An 18,451-nucleotide genomic window follows, 5' to 3' on the forward strand; every position below is an offset into this window, starting at 1 on the left:
CAGGCCTAAGCGTAGACCATTAATGCAAACGTTTGTTTCAGCCTAGCGCTTGCTTGGTTGCTAGAGTACATCAAGCGCCAAAAAAATCCCAGCCGTCTGTCTGGGCGGTCGGCTGCGTGCAACAGATGCAGCCGGCAATGTACAAGAAAAAACGGCGCGAGCCAAAGGCCCGCGCCGTTTTCAGCCCATCGCTCCGATCAGAAGCGGTGGTTGTATTGCAGCCCCAGAATGTGCGAATAAACCTTGTATTCGCCGATCAGGGTGGCGCAGCTGGAGGTGTTGGCAGCCTGGTTACAGGTTGCAGCACCGCTGGCCGTGGTCTGGCCACCGTTGTCAAAGATATTGACCTTGGGCTTGCCGACCTGCACGAAGGAGTAGGCGAAGTCGAAGGAACTGTCCTTGCTCACGGCCCAGTTGGCACCCAGCGAGATCCACTTGCGATTGTTGTCGGGGATGGACGGGGTACGGTTGCTGTCATCGACCGGCGACTGGTCGTAGGACAGGCCGCCGCGCAGCTTGATGGTGTCGTTCAACTGGTAGGTACCACCCACCGAGACCTTGGTGGTGTCGTCCCAGCGCTCGGGAGTGTTGGAGTCGGCCAGGCCGTTGGCGAAGTCGACGCGCAGCTCTTCGAAGCGCGAGTGGCGGGTACGGGTCACGTCGGCCATCAGCGCGACCTTGTCGTTGATCTGCTTGAAGGCAGAGATCGACAGCGACTCGGGGGTATCTACGTTCAGGGTGGCGGCGCTGTTGCTGTAGCGGGCGTTCAGGCTACCTTGCACCAGGGCACCAGCCGGACCGAAGGGCGAACCCGCGGCGGCAAAGGTCTGCGGCACGGTCCAGACGGCATCGCCTTGCAGTTCATGCTTGATCTTGGAGCGGTAAGCAACACCGATACGGGTGGCCGGATCGATGTTGAACATCACGCCCAGGTTCCAGCCGAAGGCCCAGTCGTCACCCTTGATATCGACCTGACCCGAGTACTTCGGGTTACCGGCAACACCGGCGACGTTCAGGAGGGCATTGGCGGTCGCGGCGCTGATCGCGCCCTGCTGCAGCAGCAGGCCGACCGCGCCCGAACCGAAGTCGGCACCCTTGATCAACTTGCCGTGGATGTATTGGGCGGTGATACCACCACCAACACTGACCATCTCGGACGCCTTGAAGGCGAAGGACGGGTTGATGGCAACGGTCTTGAGTTCGGTCTTGATGATGTTGTAGCGGCCGACCCAGTCATCGTTGTATTCGGTCATCGAACCGAAGGGCACGAACACGCCCAGGCCAACGGTGGTGGTGTCGTTCAGTTGGTGCGAGAAGTAAGCATGCGGAACGGCGGTGGTCTTGACGAAGTCGCCGCCGTTGCTGCCACCGGTGGCACGGCCCGGGATCAGGGTCTGGCCGGTCGCGGTGTTGATGACGCCGGAGGTATGGCTGCCGCCGTCACGGAATTCGGTATGGGGTACGACGAGGTCAAGCACGCCCGAAACGGTCGTGCCCTTGACCAGGGTCAGACCAGCCGGGTTGTAGAAAATGGTGGAGGCATCTTCGGCTGCGGCACCGGAGGCGTTGGCCGTACCCTGTGCGCTTACCGACTGGGTGCCAAAGTGATAACCCGAGGCCAGAGCCTGCTGGGCGAAAGCGGCGCCAACCAGCAGCGCGGACATACGGAGTGCGTGCATCCTCATTGTTTTATGTCTCCATTCATGGGGCATGAGAAGGTTTTGCTTTAGTTTATTCCGGCCAAATCAAGCGCTCGGCCGACGGAATTCAGAATATCACAGGCATTAGAGTAAACAGTCGAAAAGCAACAGACCACTACGCGAATCCCCAGCTTGACGACATTTTTGTAACAGTGTTGCGCAACGGACACATAAAAAAATCCCCGGCCTGGCCGGGGATTTTTTGTACTGCGGCAACGCTGGGGCGGCTTTAAACCGGCTCGCGCGAGCTGATCTCGGTGTCGTGCTTGTCGAGCATCTTGTCGAAGTCATCGACCATGATGACTTCGCGCTTGAGGCGACGGGCACGGGTCACTGCATTGAACTCCTGCTCGGTGATCAAACCGGCCTTGAGTGCCTCGTCCAGACGACCCTTGGCATTCAGCGCCTTGAGCTTGCCATCGCGCTGAGCGCGGCGCAGCTTGCCTTCGGTGCTCTCTGCCTCGATATGGGCGTTCAGCGCATGGTTCAACACGCCAACGGCATCGGTTTCCTCCTGCGGAATGAACACGTCGCGGGTCAGACGGTCACGGGCAGCACCCGGTTGCATCAGGAGGCGAGCGATCTTGGTGCCCAGACGGTCACGCGGGGTGGTGAAGTGACGGCCCAGCGGGAAGATGATCCAGCGCAGCACGAAGGCCAGCGGGCGGTTGGGCAGATTGGCCAGGAAACCGGTCATGGCTTCCTGGGCGTCGTGCAGGGCCTGCAGTACCGACCACTTCAAGAGCGGCAGGTCTTCCTTCGGACTGCCATCGTCGGCGAAGCGCTTGAGCGCAGCCGTGGCGATGTAGAGATTGGACAGCACATCGCCCAGGCGGGCCGAGATCTTTTCACGGAACTTGAGCGAGCCACCCATGCTGAACATGGCCATGTCGGAAGCCAGCGCGAAGGCTGCGGACAGACGCTCCACGTCCTTGTAGTACTGGGCGATGTCGCCGCCGACCGGCGCCGAGGCAATCTTGGAGCCGGTCAGACCCAGCACGAAGCTGCGGATGGCATTGTCGAACACGAAGCCGATGTGGCCAGAGAAGGCCTTGTCGAATTCGACCGCGTCGTTACCCATGGCCGCCTTCATTTCGCGCAGCACGAAGGGATGGCAGCGGATGGCGCCCTGACCGTAGATGATCATGGAACGGGTCAGGATATTGGCACCTTCCACAGTGATGCCGACCGGGATGGTCTGGTAGGCATTGCCCAGATAGTTGCGCGGGCCGAGCACCACAGCCTTGCCGCCGTGGATGTCCATGGCGTCGTTCAGCACCTTACGCATGCGCTCGGTGTTGTGGTACTTCAGGATGGCCGAGATGACCGAGGGCTTTTCGCCGCTGTCGAGGCCAGCCAGAGCCAGGCGCTGAGCCGAATCCATCTGGTAGGTGTAGCCACCGATACGAGCCAGGGCCTCATCCACACCCTCGAACTTGCCGATCGACAGACCGAACTGTTCGCGGATACGGGCATAGGCGCCGGTCACGAAGCTGGCGAACTTGCCCGAGGCCACCGACATGGCCGGCAGCGAAATGGCACGACCCACCGACAGACACTCGACCAGCATGCGCCAGCCTTGGCCAGCGTAGTCCTTGCCACCGATGATCCACTCCAGCGGAATGAACACATCCTTACCCATGGTCGGGCCGTTCATGAACACCGAACCCGGCGGGCAGTGACGACGGCCGATCTGCACACCTTCGTGCTCGGTCGGGATCAGCGCGCAGGTAATGCCGATGTCTTCCTTGTCACCCAGGATGTGTTCCGGGTCGTACAGCTTGAAGGCCATACCGAGGATGGTGGCGACCGGGGCCAGGGTGATCCAACGCTTTTCCCAGCTCAGGCGGATACCGACCACGTTCTCATGACGCTCGCCAGTGCGCGGGTCGGTATAGGAACCACGGGTCACGACGCCGAAGTCAGGAATGGCGCCAGCGTCGGAGCCGGCGTAGGGGCTGGTCAGCGCGAAACAGGGGATTTCCAGGCCCTTGGCCAGGCGCGGGAGGTAGTAGTCCTTCTGGGCTTCGGTACCGTAGTGCTGCAGCAGCTCACCCGGGCCGAGCGAGTTCGGCACCATCACGGTCACCGCGGCCGAACCGCCACGGGTGGCGATCTTGGTGACAATACGGGCGTGCGCGTAGTTGGAGAACTCCACGCCACCGTATTTCTTCTTGATGATCATGCCCAGGAAGCCATTGTCCTTGATGAACTGCCAGACATTGGGCGGCAGGTCCTTGAGCTCATGGACGATCTTCCAGTCGTCGATCATGCGGCACAGCTCTTCGGTCGGACCGTCGAGGAAGGCCTGCTCTTCAGGCGACAGCTTGGGCGCATCGTAGGCATGCAGCTTGTGGAAGTCCGGCTTGCCGGAGAACAACTCAGCATCCCACCAGACGGTACCGGCGTTGATCGCCTCTTGCTCGGTCTGCGACATAGCCGGGGTGATCTTCTTGAAAATGCCGAAGATCGGACCGGTGATCAGGGCACGGCGCAACGGGGTGAGGTTGAGGATCAGCGCGATCACGCCCGCGCCGATCAGCCAGCCGATATGGCAGCCGTGGCCGAACACGCCGTAGGCGATGCCGGCCAGGGCCGCGACAGTCCAGGCTATCAGAGGCGCACGCAGATAGCCGAGCGCCAGGATGGCCAGGATAACGATCAGGATGGTGAGTGCCATGAGATCTTCCTTAGCAGGGTTAAGCGCCCTTTGCGGTGGCTGGCGCTATGAGGCCAGCCACGACGAAGGGCACGAGGTAGGTGGCGATCAGGCGCGGGTCGCGCGCATTGACCACCGGGTCGCTGACAAACAGTCGCAGGATGTTGTTGCCTGCGAATGCATTGAAAATGGCCGAGAAGGCAAAGCTGAGCCGCCATTGCAGCTCATTGCTGTCGATATGCGGCAGCGCCTTGGCGGTCGCCTGCGCATAGCGGGCGACCAGTTCCTCATAGTGGCGCGGCAAGCTCTCGCGCAATGCCGGGTGCGACTCGACAAAGGTGCGGCTCAACAAGCGCACGAAGATCACACCGCCGCGCTTGGGGTCATGGGCGATATCGAGCGCTGCATCGACAAAAGCATGCATGATGGCGTCGACCGACGGAGCATTCGGACCCGCCTCTGCCTCAAGCTTGTCGAGGTTCTGCACTGCCAGGCGGGTCAGCGGCGTGAGCCGGCGGGTGAACACCCCCTGGAACAGCGCGTCCTTGCTGCCAAAGTGATAGTTGACCGCCGCCAAGTTCACCTCGGCCCGCTGGGTGATCATGCGCATGGAGGTCGCTTCGAAGCCGTGCTCGACAAACAGCACCTCAGCCGCATCCAGGATCCGGGTTGCGGTATCAACTTGCCGTGCTTCGAGTAGATCGCTCATGTGTCTTGCCGTGGTGAGAGGAACCGTTGTGCTTGAGCCAGGCTCTGCCGGGCTACCGGCTTAGCATAGCGCATTCGATCAAACGGTTGTTTGAAACATACGTCTCACAGACCCATCTGTCAAGCAAGCGCTCGATTGCATCGCAGCAAAATGGTCAGGCGTTGCGCCCGTCCTACGCCCTAGCCCGCCCAATGTCGCCAATAGGACACAGCAGGACGCGTTGCGCTTTTCTCCACAGCCCACATTGAATAGGTGACAAAGCAGAAAAAATGAGATAATTCAAAGAAGAAGCGCGGTTTGTGCAACCGCTTTATCAAGATTCACAGGCGCCCACACAAAGCAACCGCATGTTTTCCCGGCTAAATCTCTCTTCGCTGGCAGGCCCCATCCTCGTCCTGATGGTGCTGACGTTGTTCATCTTGCCGCTACCGGCGTGGCTGCTCGACCTGTTCTTCACCTTCAATATCGCCGTCTCCATCATCGTGCTGATGGTGGCTATCAATACCAAGGAGCCGCTGGACTTCTCGGCCTTCCCGGTCGTGCTTCTGATGACCACGCTCCTGCGGCTGGCGCTGAACGTGGCCTCTACGCGGGTGATCCTGACCAATGGCAACAAGGGCGAGGACGCCGCCGGCAAGGTGATCGAGGCCTTCGGCCACTTCCTGATCGGTGGCAATGTCGCCATCGGTATCGTGGTGTTCGTCATCCTCACCATCATCAATTTCGTGGTGATCACCAAGGGTGCCGGCCGGATCGCCGAAGTGAGCGCCCGCTTCACCCTGGACGCCATGCCCGGTAAGCAGATGGCGATCGATGCCGACCTCAACGCCGGCCTGATCGGCGAAGACGAAGCCCGCCGCCGCCGCAAGATCATCGCCAACGAGGCCGACTTCTTCGGCTCCATGGATGGTGCCTCCAAGTTCGTACGTGGCGACGCCGTGGCCGGCATCCTGATCATCGTGATCAACCTGGTGGCCGGCATGATCGTCGGCATGATCTCGCACGACATGCCCTTCGCGCTGGCGGGCAAGACCTACACCCTGCTGTCCATCGGTGACGGCCTGGTAGCGCAGATCCCCGGCCTGATCATCTCCACTGCGGCCGGCCTCGTGGTATCCCGCGTCGGCGACGGTCAGGATCTGTCCGAACAACTGCTGGGCCAGCTGTTTTCGCGCCCCACCACCCTCTATATCACTGCAGCGGTGATCGGCGTGTTTGGCCTGATCCCCAATATGCCGCACATCGCCTTCCTGCTGATGGCATCGAGCTTGGCCGGCCTTGCCTGGTGGCAGGAGCAGCGGGCAAAGAAGAAGCTGGAGCGTGCCCCCGAGGAGCAGGCCGCAGCGGCGGCACAGGAAGCCCAGCAGGCGCAGGAGGCCCAGCAGACCCAGGAAGTGGGCTGGCACGATGTCTCCAGCGTCGACCCGGTGGGTCTGGAGGTGGGTTACCGCATCATCCCGCTGGTGGACCGTAACCAGGATGGCGAGTTGCTGCGGCGCATCCGCGGCATCCGCAAGAAGATCGCCCAGGACATGGGCTTTCTGGTGCCGCCCATCCATATCCGCGACAACCTCGAACTCAAGCCCAACGCCTACCGCATCCAACTCAAGGGCGTGGACGTGGGCAATGGCGAAGCCTGGCCCGGCCAGTTCCTGGCCATCAACCCCGGCCGGGTGATGGGTCCCATGCCTGGCACGCCGACCACCGACCCGACCTTTGGCCTGCCCGCCATCTGGATCGATGCCCACCTCAAGGAGCAGGCCCAGTCGCTGGGATATACCGTGGTGGATGCCAGCACGGTGGTGGCGACCCATATCTCCAACCTCTTGCAGAGCCACGCTTCCGAATTGCTGGGGCGCGAGGAGGTCCAGCAATTGCTGGACCATCTGGCCAAGGAATCGCCCAAGTTGGTCGAGGACATCGTCCCCAAGCTGGTGCCGCTCAATGTGCTGCAGAAGGTGCTGCAGAATCTGCTCGACGAGAGCATGCATATCCGCGATATGCGCACCATCCTCGAGACCTTGGGCGAGCATGTGGCCAAGACGGCCGACATCGACGAACTCACCTCGGCCGTGCGGGTTGCCCTGGGCCGCGCAATCGTGCACCAGCTTTTCCCGGGCGAGAGCGAGCTGCAGGTCATCGCGCTCGACCCGGGCCTCGAGCAGGTCTTGCTGCAGGCCAGCCAAGGCCGTGGCGGCGGCCTGGAGCCCGGCCTTGCCGAAACCCTGCTGCAGCAGGCCAGCCAGCTCACCGAGCAGATGGAGAACCAGGGCCTCAACAGCGTGCTGATCACGCCCTCGCAACTGCGCCCGCTCCTGAGCCGCTTCCTGCGCCGCTCCATCCCGCAGTTCAGGGTGCTGGCGCATAGCGAGATACCGGACAACAAGACCATACGCATCGTTGGCGTACTGGGCGGGCACGCCCCCGCCTGAAGCCACAGCGTAGCAAATAAGCCATAACAGAGCTGTTTAGAACATCGACCACAAAGGACAGGATCATGGTCGTCAAGAAATTCCACGGCGCCAGCACCCGTGAAGTACTGAAGCAGGTGCGCGATGAGCTTGGGCCGGATGCACTCATCTTATCGAACCGGCAGTTGCCGGACGGGCATATCGAGATCATGGCGGTGGCCGACACCGAAGTCGCCCAGTTGAGCGGTGAGAGCAGCTTGGCATCGCGCCCCACAAGCCGCCCGACCGAGCCGCGCCCGGTGGCGGGCCACCCCGCGGATAGCCGCCCTGCGGCCCAGCCACCGACGCCCAACCGGCCAGCCGTTACCCCGCCGCGCCCCCCTGCCGGTGGCAACCGGGCCGTACAGCGGACCTATGCCCTGCCACCGGAGCTGGACGACGATGACGAGCCCAGTCTTGACGACATCCAGCCCACGCTGCGGCCCAGCAACCCGCTGCCGACCATGATGGCTTCGCCGCGTATCGGTGGCGATGTGGTGCCGGACGATCACCCGACCGCTGCCGACAGTGGCTTCAAGCCCCGCTACCGCTACGAACCGCCCGAGGCGGACCTGGATGAGGCCGTGGTGCACAGCCCGCGCCAGGAACCGACGCTGGATACCCGCGACCTGCCGCCACTGGCTGCCGCCCCAGCCCCCGCACCCGTCGCCGCCGAGCCCAGCCCGCCGCCGCTGGCGCCAGCGCCGCCCTCGGCCAAGCCGACTGCACCGGCCAGCCTGGACCTGGGCGCGCAGGATCGTCGCATCGACAATATCGGCCAGGAGGTGGAAGACATCTCCAGCGAGATCAAGATGCTGCGCAATCTGCTCGAAGGGCAGTTGGCCGGCCTCGCCTGGAACGAACTCAAGCGGCACGCACCTGAGCGGCTGGAGGTGCTGCGCCGGCTCTTGAGCGTGGGCTTCAGCCCGGCGCTGAGCCGCCAGATCGTCGAGCACATGCCCAGCGGCTACAGCACCGAGCGCGGCATGAAGTGGGCACGCACCGCCCTGCAGCACAACCTGCCTACGGTCGGCCCCGGCGCCGATATCGTCGAGGCCGGCGGTGTCTATGCCCTGGTGGGACCGACCGGCGTGGGCAAGACCACCACGGTGGCCAAGCTGGCCGCCCGCGCCACGCTCAAGCACGGTGCAGCCAAGGTGGCCCTGATCACCACCGACGGCTACCGGGTGGGCGCCCAGGACCAGCTGCGCATCTACGGCAAGATCCTCGGTGTACCCGTCTATGCGGTCACCGACGACACCGACCTGGCACAGACCCTGGCCGACCTGCGCAACCGCCATCTGGTGCTGATCGATACCGTCGGCATGGGCCAGCGCGACCAGCGCGTGGTGGAGCAGATCGCCCTGCTGGCCGGCCAGACCACCCCGGTCAAGCGCCTCTTGCTCCTGAGCGCAAATGCCCAGGGCACCACGCTGGATGACGTGGTCAAGCGCTACCATGGCGAAGGCTTGTCGGGCTGCATCTTTACCAAGACCGACGAAGCCTTCTCGCTGGGTAGCGGGCTGGACGTGATCGTCCGCTACAAGCTGCCGCTCTACTACATCACCAACGGCCAGCGCGTGCCGGAAGATCTGCATGTGGCCAGCAGCCTCTACCTGGTGGACCGGGTCTTCAAGACCCCGCCCGAGGCACCCGCCTACCGGCTCAAGAATGAGGAATACCCGCTGTTCCTGGGCTCGCAACAACCTTCGTTGGACTTCTCCTGGCGCGAGGCTGCCGCCTGAGCATGGCCATGGATAGGTTCAATAATCTGGTCCCCACGGTCGCGCTCGATCAGGCAGCCAGCCTGCGCAAGCTGGTGGGTGGCCCTGGCGGTCGCGCCATGGCCCTGACCGGCGGTAGCGGCACCGGTGTCACCACCCTGGCACTCAATCTCGCCGCCGCCATCGCCGCCACCGACCAACGGGTGTTGCTGCTGGACGAGGACGACAGCCCCCATAACGCCGTGCACCGGCTGCAACTTAGACAGCGCTTCAGCTTCGAACATGTAGCGGGCCGCGAGGTGCGGCTCGATGAGCTACTGCTGGCGGCACCAGGCTTCGAGTTGATGCCGGTCAAGCTCAATGCGTCGCTGGCCGGCCATCTGCCGCCCGGTCGCGCCAACCAACTCGCGGACGAGTACGATTCCCTGATAGCGCGCATAGACTGGGTGCTGGTGGATGCCCGCCCGGTGGCGGATGACAATGCGCCGGGCCTGGCGCTCTCCGCTGACGAAGTGATCGTGGTCATCACCCCGTCCGGGGAATCCATTACCGCCGCCTACGCCGCCATCAAGCGCCTGCACACCGAGTACGGCCGCCGGGACTTCCGCCTGCTGGCCAACCGGGTGCGCACCCTGGATACAGCCATGGCCCTGTTCCAACGCGTCAAGGAGGTAGCGAGCCGCTATCTGGATGTGAAGATGAAGCTGGTGGGTTTCGTACCCGAAGATGAACAACTGGCTCGTGCCGACAAGCTGGCCCAGCCAGTAGCGCATGTCTTTCCGCAAAGCGAGGCCAGTGTGGCCTTTGCCCAACTGGCCAATGCCATGCGCCGCTGGCCCCGCAAGATTGCCAGTGCTGATCGTGCCAATCTGCTCTACCGCGCGCTGGATGTCAGCCGCCGGCTTGCCTCAATTCGCTGAAAGCCGCGTATTGCCTCATTGTCAGCTATAGCAGCGATTGCTAATCTTCGTCTCACCCGTTGGCAAACCCGCCGACGTGGCGCATAAAGAAGTCATTCCTCCGATCCATGTCCCGCATGACCATGTCCCGAGCCATCGGTGCCTACAAGCAACACGCCGCAGACCCTGTGGAAGCGCGAGTCACTGCTTATGCGCCCCTGGTCAAGAAGCTCGCCTACCATATGGTGGCCCGCCTGCCGGCGAGTGTGGAGGTGGACGACCTGATCCAGGCCGGTCTGATTGGCCTGATGGATGCAGCACGTAATTTCGATCCCGACGCCGGCGTACAGTTCGAGACCTACGCCACCCAGCGTATTCGTGGTGCCATGCTGGACGAACTGCGCGAGGCGGATTGGATGCCGCGCCAGCTGCGCCGCTCCATGCGCGATATCGAGACAGCGCTCAGCAAGCTGGAGCACCAGTTGGGACGCCCCGCCACCGAGACCGAGGTGGCTCAGGCCATGGGCATGCCGCTGGCCGAATACCAGGAGCTGCTGGCTGACGGCCGTGGCCACCAACTGATCTACTACGACGACTATGACAACGAAGAAGACGGCCGCAACGCGCTCGACAATATGGCCGCCGACCATGATGCCGACCCGATCAGGGGCATAGATGACGCCGACTTCAAACGCGTGCTGGTCGACGGTATCAAGACCCTGCCAGAGCGCGAGAAGATGGTGATGGCGCTCTACTACGAGCAGGAACTCAACCTCAAGGAAATTGGTGCGGTGCTCAATGTTTCGGAGTCCCGCGTCTGCCAGTTGCATAGCCAGGCAATCGCCCGCCTGCGTAGCAAACTGCACGACTGGACGCAGAAATGACCGTCCGACCAGCCAAATCTGCTATAAACGGCAGCGTACCCGCCAACAAGAAGACCCTGCATCCTCATGGATAGACTGAGCCTGATCGGTATTTTCCTCGGCCTTATCGCAATCGTCGGCGGGCAGATGCTCGAAGGCGGCACCATCAGCTCCCTGTTACAGCTGACCGCTTTTCTGATCGTGATGGGCGGCACAATAGGCGCAGTTCTCCTGCAAAGCAGTACCGGCAGCTTCATCATGGGCGTCAAGATGCTGCGCTGGGTGCTGATGCCCCCATCCGCTGCGCTGGAGCCCTGGGTCAAGTCCTTGGTCAACTGGAGCAACACCGCCCGCCGTGGCGGCCTGCTGGCGCTGGAGACCCCCTTGATGGGCGAGAAAGACCCCTTTGTCAAACGTGCCCTGCAAATGCTGGTCGATGGTGCCGAGCCGGAAGCGATCCGCCACACCATGGACCTGGAGATCGGTGCCTACGAGGAGAAGCACCGCGCTGCGGCCAAGATCTGGGAATCCGCAGGCGGTTACGCCCCGACCATCGGCATCCTGGGTGCGGTCATGGGCCTGATACATGTGATGGAAAACCTGACCGATCCCTCCAAGCTCGGCTCGGGCATCGCGGTTGCCTTCGTGGCCACCATCTATGGTGTGGGTTCGGCCAACCTCCTGTTCCTGCCCATAGGCAACAAGCTCAAGCAGATCATTGCTTCCGAGGTAAAGCGGCGTGAATTGCTGGCCGAGGGCCTGGTTGCCATCGCCCATGGCGAAAACCCCCGCATCATCGAGAGCAAGCTGCGCGGCTTCCTGGTCTGATACGCCATGGTGCCGCTGCTGCGTGGGCTGTGGCGACTACTTGCCATCCTCGACTTCCTGCTGCTCACCCTCTTGCTGCTGTTCCTCGCCAGCCTGCCCCGCAGCCTGTTCGGTCGTACCGTACGCACGCTCTTCCATACCTGGTGCCGGGCTTTTGTCGCCGCACTGGGGGTGCGGCTGCGGCTGCATCAGCACTATCGCGGCGCACTGCCCGATCGCTACGTGCTGATCGCCAACCACCCTTCCCTGTTCGAGGACATCGGCATCCCGGCACTGTTTCCGGTCCGCTCCCTGGCCAAGGCAGAGATTGCCGACTGGTGGATACTCGGCCGCGTGGCGGTGGCTGCCGGCACCTTGTTCGTCCAGCGCGATTCCTCCGCCTCTCGCAAAGCGGCATCCGAGGCGCTGGTAGCGGCAGCCAGGGCCGGTGACTGCCTGGCGCTCTACCCCGAGGGCGGCTGCAAGGGCCGCCGACTTGGCAACCGTTTCTTCAATGGGGCGTTTACCGCCAGCTTCGAGAGTGGCACGCCCATCCTGCCCGTCTTTCTTCACTACCAGGCGCAGGAGACCTTCGAGTGGGCCGACCAGCATTTCCTGCGCAAGATCTGGCAAATCGCCACCGCAGACAACCCCTGCGCGGACTACCATGTATTCGAGCCCATAGACCCAGGCCACTTCACCTCGGCAGAAGCCATGAAGGAGCACGCGCACGGTCTGTTCAGGGCTTGGCAGCAGCGCTTTTTGGATTAAAGACGCGCTACAGAAGACAGAAGCTGTTGCTCACCGCCCGGCGTAGCCGGGCGCTTACGGTCACAAGTGAATCAATGACTTATCGCTATTCCACTCCCCCCGCCCTCGCCGCCACGAGGGAGCCTCGCTGACGCGAGAATATGGGGATTTGCAGAGACTCTCTAGGACTATCCATGCCCTTTGCCCTAGCCATCCACGGCGGCGCTGGCACGATGCGCCAGACCGATATCAGCGCCGAGCAGGAGGCCACCTTGTTGGCGGGCCTGGGCCAGGCGCTGGATGCCGGCCTGGCGGTGCTGACCGCAGGGGGCAGCGCGCTGGATGCCGTCACGGTCTCGGTCTGTGCGCTGGAGGACAATCCGCTATTCAACGCTGGCCGCGGCGCAGTTTTCAACGCAGCGGGCCAAGTGGAGCTTGAAGCGGCGGTGATGGATGGCCGCGAGCGGCGAGCTGGCTCGGTCACCGGGGTGCAGCGCGTACGCAACCCGGTGTTGCTGGCGCGGCGTGTCATGGAAGCCACGCCCCATGTCACGCTGGGCTTTGCCGCGGCCGACGCCTTTGCCGAGCAGCAGGGCCTACCCCTTGCCGATGCCAGCTACTTCCATACCCAAGAGCGCTGGGACGCACTGCAATCCGAGCTCGCCCGACAGCGCGCCGGTGGCACGGACGCCGATGTCTCCGAGCAGATCAAGCACGGTACCGTCGGTGCCGTAGCGCTGGATATCCATGGCTGCCTGGCGGCGGCCACCTCCACCGGTGGACGCACCGCCAAGATGGCTGGGCGCATAGGCGACACACCGGTCATCGGCGCCGGCACCTGGGCCGACGATCTGGTGGCCGTATCGGGTACCGGCCATGGCGAGAGCTTTATCCGCTGCGCAGCGGCGCACGAGGTGGCCAGCCGGGTGCGCTATATCGGCCAGCCGCTGGGCGATGCCTGTGACGAGATCGTCTTTGGCCAACTGGTGGAAATCGGTGGCTCGGGTGGGTTGATTGCCGTCGATTGGGAGGGCCATGTCGCCATGCCCTTCAATAGCGAGGGCATGTACCGGGCTGCGGTCGACGCCTGGGGTAACCGCAGCATCGCCATCTACAGGTAAGCGCCGCCGGCATCCCGCACCTGAACAAGGCAAATAAAGAGGCCTCACCAATACCTGGTGAGGCCTCTACGCATCCCTCAGTGCCTTTAATGGCCTAGGCCCGGAACAACACCTCTTCACGGCGGCAGAAGTAGGTACAGGCTGTCAGCAGCAGGCCTGCTACGGCGCCCGTGGAGCCCAGTACGATGGCCATATCGCTCCATTGCAGCGTGCCTTTGACGATCTCCTTCACCGCCAGTGCAATATTGGTGATCGGCACCCAGGCCCAGCCGCTGTCCAGCCGCATATTGGGCAGCAGGGCCAGCAGGATGGGCATGATCAACAGGATCATCAACTGGCTGCCATAGCTGCCGGCTTCCTTATAGCTGCGCGCATAGAGCGAGATGGTCAGGAGTAGTGCCGCGATGATGGCGTTGGCGGGCAGGATCAAGAGCGCAACGAGGGCAAATTCGCGCCAGCCTATGCCGCCTATCACCTGCGACAAGGCCGCTCCGGCCGCCGCATTGCCCTTGAGCAGGCTCATGCCCCAGATACCCATCGAGGTCACCGCTACGCCGGCAGCTACGATGCCGACCAGGGCAATGGCCAGAAACTTGGCCAGGACCAAATGGCTACGTGGCAGCGGCAGCAGCAGGAGAGATTCCAGCGTACCACGCTCCTTCTCGCCCGCCCCCATATCGATGGCGGCCGCCATGCTGGCCGACAGGCCGATCATCAAGAGCAGATAGGGCAGGAAGGCGCCGACCAACTCACCGATACGCTCCCGCTCATTGGCGGTGCTACGCACCTCCAGCCGCACCGGCTGCGCCAGGAAGCGGCGGGTTTCCTCGCCCAATCCTTGGCCGCTCATAAAGCGCTGCCGCAGGTCCTCGCCGTATTGGGTGCTGAGGGTTCTCATGCGCTGCGCAACGGTATCGACCGAGACGGCATTGTTGTAGTGCAGCTCCAATGCCATGGCGCGGCCTTGTTGCAACTGCTGCTCAAAGCCTGCCGGCACCACTAGCGCAAAGCTGATGCGCTCGTCCTTGATGGCCTGGCGTATCTCATCGGGCGAACCCAATCCCACCCTCTCCAGCCGCGGCGTTGCCTCGATACGGCGCAGCAACTCGGGCGCCTGTTCGCTGCCGAATACGGCGTAACGCAGTACTCGCTTGGCCTCCTGCTCCGCCTTGTAGTTGGCCAGCAAGGCAAAGCCGCCAATCAGGAGCGGCATCACCAAGGCCGGCATCAGCAACATAAAGATCAACGTGCGCCTGTCGCGCAGCAATTCGGTCAGTTCCTTACGCAATACAGTCCACATGTGCTCAACCCTCCTGTCCGGCCAAGGCCACCACCGCGGCGGCCTCGCCATCCACTGCCGCCGGTGTCGGCTTGACGATCTCCAACTGCTGCAGGTAACCACGTGCCAGATCGCCCTGGCCGGCTTCACGCAGCGCAGCAACACTGCCCTGGTAGCGGCTGATGCCCTGGTTGATGATGCAGACGCGCTGGCACAGCGCCTCCACCTCGTGCAGTTGGTGGGTGGAAAATACCAGGGCCACGCCCTGCTGCAGACAGTCGCGCATGAAGTCCAGCACAACCTCGGCACCGAGGATGTCGAGGCCAGTGGTCGGCTCATCGAGAACCAGCACCCTTGGCGCATGGATCACGGTGCGGGCGATGGCCGCCCGCTGCTTCATGCCGGCCGACAATGCGTCTACGCGCCGATCGGCGTAGCTCAGCATATCCAGCCGTTCAAGCAGGCCGGCGATGCGCGGCGCCAGTTCCGCCTCGGGTACGCCGTAGGCCTGGCCGAAGTAGCGGATGTTCTCCGCCACCGTCAGACGCCCATAGAGCCCGGTGGCACCGGAAAGAAAACCGATGCGGCCGCGTGCGGCCAGCGGGTCGGCCACCAGGTCCACGCCATCCACCTGTATCCGGCCTTGACTGGGCGCAATGGCGGTAGACAGCATGCGCAGCGTGGTGGTCTTGCCGGCGCCATTGGGGCCGAGCAGGCCCAGTACCTCGCCTGCAGCGACCTGGAAGGAGACATCGCGCACTGCATGGAAATACCCGTCGAATTCACGCGGGTCATCACTGGGCTTGTGCTTGCGCCGGGGCAGGCGAAAGCGCTTTTGCAACTGGCTGACTTCGATCACGCTAGGCTCCTCGTGGCGGTTTACCGCCGTGCTGTTCTGGCTGCCACATGGCTATGTAACAGTCGTGCCGCATGCTAGCCCGCAGCCTTTGCTGCCGGGCACCCCGTTGCGACGAAAGCCGGATCGTGCTGCCTGAAATACGACAGTACGCCCACCGCTGACAGCCGCCGACCCAGCAACGGCGCGGGGTGTTCGGCAACGACCCGTTTACGCCAACAGCATCGAAGTGCTAACCGCTATAATCATCCGGTCCCAACCTGTGCATCGCCCATGCTGTTCTCACGCCGTCCCAAGAACGCTCCGAATTCGTCCAAGCGCGACAGCACCCCGCTGCCGCCGCAATTTGCCGCCGTGCTGCGCGAGAGCTGGTGGCTGGCTGCCGTAGTGGCCGGTATCTATCTGGTCATCATCCTGGCGAGCTACAACGCCGCCGACCCAGGCTGGTCGCATGCCGCCACCCAGGTCGCCGTCCGCAACAAGGGCGGCAGCTTTGGCGCCTGGCTGGCCGACGTCCTGCTCTATCTGTTCGGTTTCTCTGCCTGGTGGTGGGTGATCTTCTGCCTTGCGGCCATCCTGTGGGGCTACCGCCGGCTGGAGAAGGTGGAGCAGAACCACCGTCTGGCCATCGTCGCCATCAGCGGCTACCTCTTGCTGATCCTCTCCAGCTGTAGCCTCGAGGCATTGCGCCTCAATACCTGGCATATCGAGCTGCCCTACCAGCCTGGCGGCATGCTCGGCCTCGCGCTGGGCGGCTGGCTATTCCATGCCCTGGGCTTCAGCGGCGCCACCCTGATCCTGCTGGCGAGCTTCGGTATCGGCCTGTCGCTATTCGTCGGGGTTTCCTGGCTGGACCTGACCGAAAAGGTGGGTGGTTGGATCGAAGACCATGTGCTGCAGGTAGTGCAGCTCTGGCAGGCACGCCAGGACCGCAAGATCGGTGAAGAGGCAGCCATTGCCCGAGAGGCACGTGTCACTGTCGAGAAGCAACGCTTCGAGGACGCGCCTGCCTTGCGCATCGAGGAACCCGTGCTCGATCTCGCGCCGACCAAGGCCATGCAGAAGGAGATCGAGCAGGAGCAAAAGGCGCAGGAGAAGGCCAAGCAGGCGCAGGCCCAGCCTTCCCTGTTTGCCGAGGAAGACCTGCCGCCTTGGGAGGAGCCGGAACCCGAGCTCAGCAGCCCGACCCAGGCACCGGCCGCTGCGCCCAAGGCCAAGACGGTGACCAAGAAGGCACCGGCGCTGATCGGCAGCGGCAATGCCGAGCTGCCCAGCCTGACCCTGCTGTCGCCGCCGGCGGCCATCCAGGAAGTGGTCAGCCACGAGACCATCGAATACACCTCGCGCCTGATCGAGCGCAAGCTCGCCGAGTTCGGCGTCGAGGTCAAGGTCATCGCCGCCTATCCCGGCCCGGTGATCACCCGTTACGAGATCGAGCCTGCTACCGGGGTGAAAGGCTCGCAGATCGTCAACCTGATGAAGGACTTGGCGCGAGCGCTGTCGCTGGTCAGCATCCGGGTGGTCGAGACCATTCCCGGCAAGACCTATATGGGCCTGGAACTACCTAACCCCAAGCGCCAGATCGTGCGCTTGTCGGAGATCCTGGGCTCGCAGGTCTACCACGATGCCGGCTCGCTGCTGACTATGGCCATGGGCAAGGACATCTCCGGCAAGCCGGTGGTGACTGACCTCGCCAAGGCACCGCATATGCTGGTAGCCGGTACGACCGGCTCGGGTAAGTCGGTGGCCATGAACGCCATCATCCTGTCCTTCCTCTACAAGGCCACGCCCGAGGAAGTCCGCCTGATCATGGTCGACCCCAAGATGCTGGAACTGAGCGTCTACGAGGGCATCCCTCATCTCTTGGCGCCGGTGGTCACCGATATGAAACACGCCGCCAACGCGCTCAACTGGTGCGTGGCGGAGATGGAAAAGCGCTACCGGCTGATGAGCGCCATGGGCGTGCGTAACCTCGCCGGCTTCAACCAGAAGCTGCGCGACGCCGAGAAGCGTGGCGAGAAACTCACCAACCCTTTCAGCCTGACGCCGGACAACCCCGAGCCGCTGGAAAGCTTGCCGTTGATCGTGGTACTGATCGACGAATTGGCCGACTTGATGATGGTGGCCGGCAAACAGATCGAACAGCTGATCGCCCGTCTGGCGCAGAAGGCCCGTGCCGCAGGCATCCATTTGATCCTGGCTACCCAGCGCCCCTCGGTGGATGTGATCACCGGCCTGATCAAGGCCAATATCCCAACCCGGTGTGCCTTCCAGGTATCGAGCAAGATCGACAGCCGTACCATCCTCGACCAGATGGGTGCCGAAAGCCTGCTGGGACAGGGCGACGGCCTCTTCCTGCCGCCGGGCACCGGCTACCCACAGCGTATCCACGGTGCCTTTGTCGCCGACGAGGAAGTACACGCCGTGGTCGAATTCCTCAAGACCCAGGGTGAGCCCAACTATGTCGAGGGCATCCTCACCGGTGCAGTGGAAGGTGCCGAAGGCGGCGGTGGCGGTGAGTTTGGCCTGACCGGCGGCGGCGGTGATGGCGAGAGCGACGATATGTACGACCAGGCAGTCAGCTATGTGATCAAGAGCCGCAAGGCTTCGATCTCCTCGGTGCAGCGCCAGCTG

13 protein-coding genes are annotated in these 18,451 nt (G+C 63.1%); 8 read left to right on the forward strand and 5 right to left on the reverse strand.

What is annotated here, in order from left to right; all coding sequences use genetic code 11:
- Window positions 1–197: 197 nt before the first annotated feature.
- The 3 genes from VIM95_RS03655 to VIM95_RS03665 all read right to left on the reverse strand — a co-directional run bounded on the left by VIM95_RS03655 (window position 198) and on the right by VIM95_RS03665 (window position 5,068).
- A complete protein-coding gene (locus VIM95_RS03655; RefSeq protein WP_331983122.1) occupies window positions 198–1,664 on the reverse strand; it encodes an OmpP1/FadL family transporter in 1,467 nt (488 codons plus the stop codon).
- 265 nt (window positions 1,665–1,929) lie between these two features.
- A complete protein-coding gene (locus VIM95_RS03660; RefSeq protein ID WP_331983124.1) occupies window positions 1,930–4,380 on the reverse strand; it encodes an acyl-CoA dehydrogenase in 2,451 nt (816 codons plus the stop codon).
- Between the two features lie 19 nt (window positions 4,381–4,399).
- Entirely contained in the window at window positions 4,400–5,068 is a 669-nt protein-coding gene (locus VIM95_RS03665; RefSeq protein WP_331983126.1) for a TetR/AcrR family transcriptional regulator, read from the reverse strand.
- A 347-nt stretch (window positions 5,069–5,415) separates the two neighbouring features.
- Here VIM95_RS03665 and flhA point away from each other — a divergent pair, with 347 nt between their 5' ends.
- The 7 genes from flhA to VIM95_RS03700 all read left to right on the forward strand — a co-directional run bounded on the left by flhA (window position 5,416) and on the right by VIM95_RS03700 (window position 13,682).
- A complete protein-coding gene (flhA, locus tag VIM95_RS03670) occupies window positions 5,416–7,500 on the forward strand; it encodes a flagellar biosynthesis protein FlhA (protein WP_331983128.1) in 2,085 nt (694 codons plus the stop codon).
- Between the two features lie 65 nt (window positions 7,501–7,565).
- A complete protein-coding gene (flhF, locus tag VIM95_RS03675; protein WP_331983130.1) occupies window positions 7,566–9,263 on the forward strand; it encodes a flagellar biosynthesis protein FlhF in 1,698 nt (565 codons plus the stop codon).
- Window positions 9,264–9,271: 8 nt separating this feature from the next.
- Window positions 9,272–10,162, forward strand: a complete 891-nt coding sequence (locus tag VIM95_RS03680; protein ID WP_331983132.1) for a MinD/ParA family ATP-binding protein — start codon at window positions 9,272–9,274, stop codon at window positions 10,160–10,162.
- A 122-nt stretch (window positions 10,163–10,284) separates the two neighbouring features.
- A complete protein-coding gene (locus tag VIM95_RS03685) occupies window positions 10,285–11,025 on the forward strand; it encodes an RNA polymerase sigma factor FliA (protein WP_414648465.1) in 741 nt (246 codons plus the stop codon).
- Window positions 11,026–11,091: 66 nt separating this feature from the next.
- Entirely contained in the window at window positions 11,092–11,832 is a 741-nt protein-coding gene (locus tag VIM95_RS03690) for a flagellar motor protein (protein ID WP_331983136.1), read from the forward strand.
- 6 nt (window positions 11,833–11,838) lie between these two features.
- Window positions 11,839–12,582, forward strand: coding sequence for a lysophospholipid acyltransferase family protein (locus VIM95_RS03695; RefSeq protein WP_331983138.1), 744 nt, complete (start codon window positions 11,839–11,841; stop codon window positions 12,580–12,582).
- 173 nt (window positions 12,583–12,755) lie between these two features.
- On the forward strand, window positions 12,756–13,682 hold the full coding sequence (locus tag VIM95_RS03700; RefSeq protein ID WP_331983140.1) for an isoaspartyl peptidase/L-asparaginase: 927 nt from the start codon (window positions 12,756–12,758) through the stop codon (window positions 13,680–13,682).
- 94 nt (window positions 13,683–13,776) lie between these two features.
- Here the strand turns inward: VIM95_RS03700 and VIM95_RS03705 are convergent, their stop codons facing one another.
- Both VIM95_RS03705 and VIM95_RS03710 read right to left on the reverse strand, forming a co-directional pair.
- Window positions 13,777–14,982, reverse strand: a complete 1,206-nt coding sequence (locus tag VIM95_RS03705; RefSeq protein ID WP_331983142.1) for an ABC transporter permease — start codon at window positions 14,980–14,982, stop codon at window positions 13,777–13,779.
- A 4-nt stretch (window positions 14,983–14,986) separates the two neighbouring features.
- A complete protein-coding gene (locus VIM95_RS03710) occupies window positions 14,987–15,820 on the reverse strand; it encodes an ABC transporter ATP-binding protein (protein WP_331983145.1) in 834 nt (277 codons plus the stop codon).
- Window positions 15,821–16,090: 270 nt separating this feature from the next.
- Here VIM95_RS03710 and VIM95_RS03715 point away from each other — a divergent pair.
- Window positions 16,091–18,451: DNA translocase FtsK (locus VIM95_RS03715; RefSeq protein ID WP_331983147.1), on the forward strand; the 2,361-nt coding region annotated here is incomplete at its 3' end.

Source organism: Chitinimonas sp., from assembly GCF_036568685.1.
Lineage (GTDB): Bacteria > Pseudomonadota > Gammaproteobacteria > Burkholderiales > Chitinimonadaceae > Chitinimonas.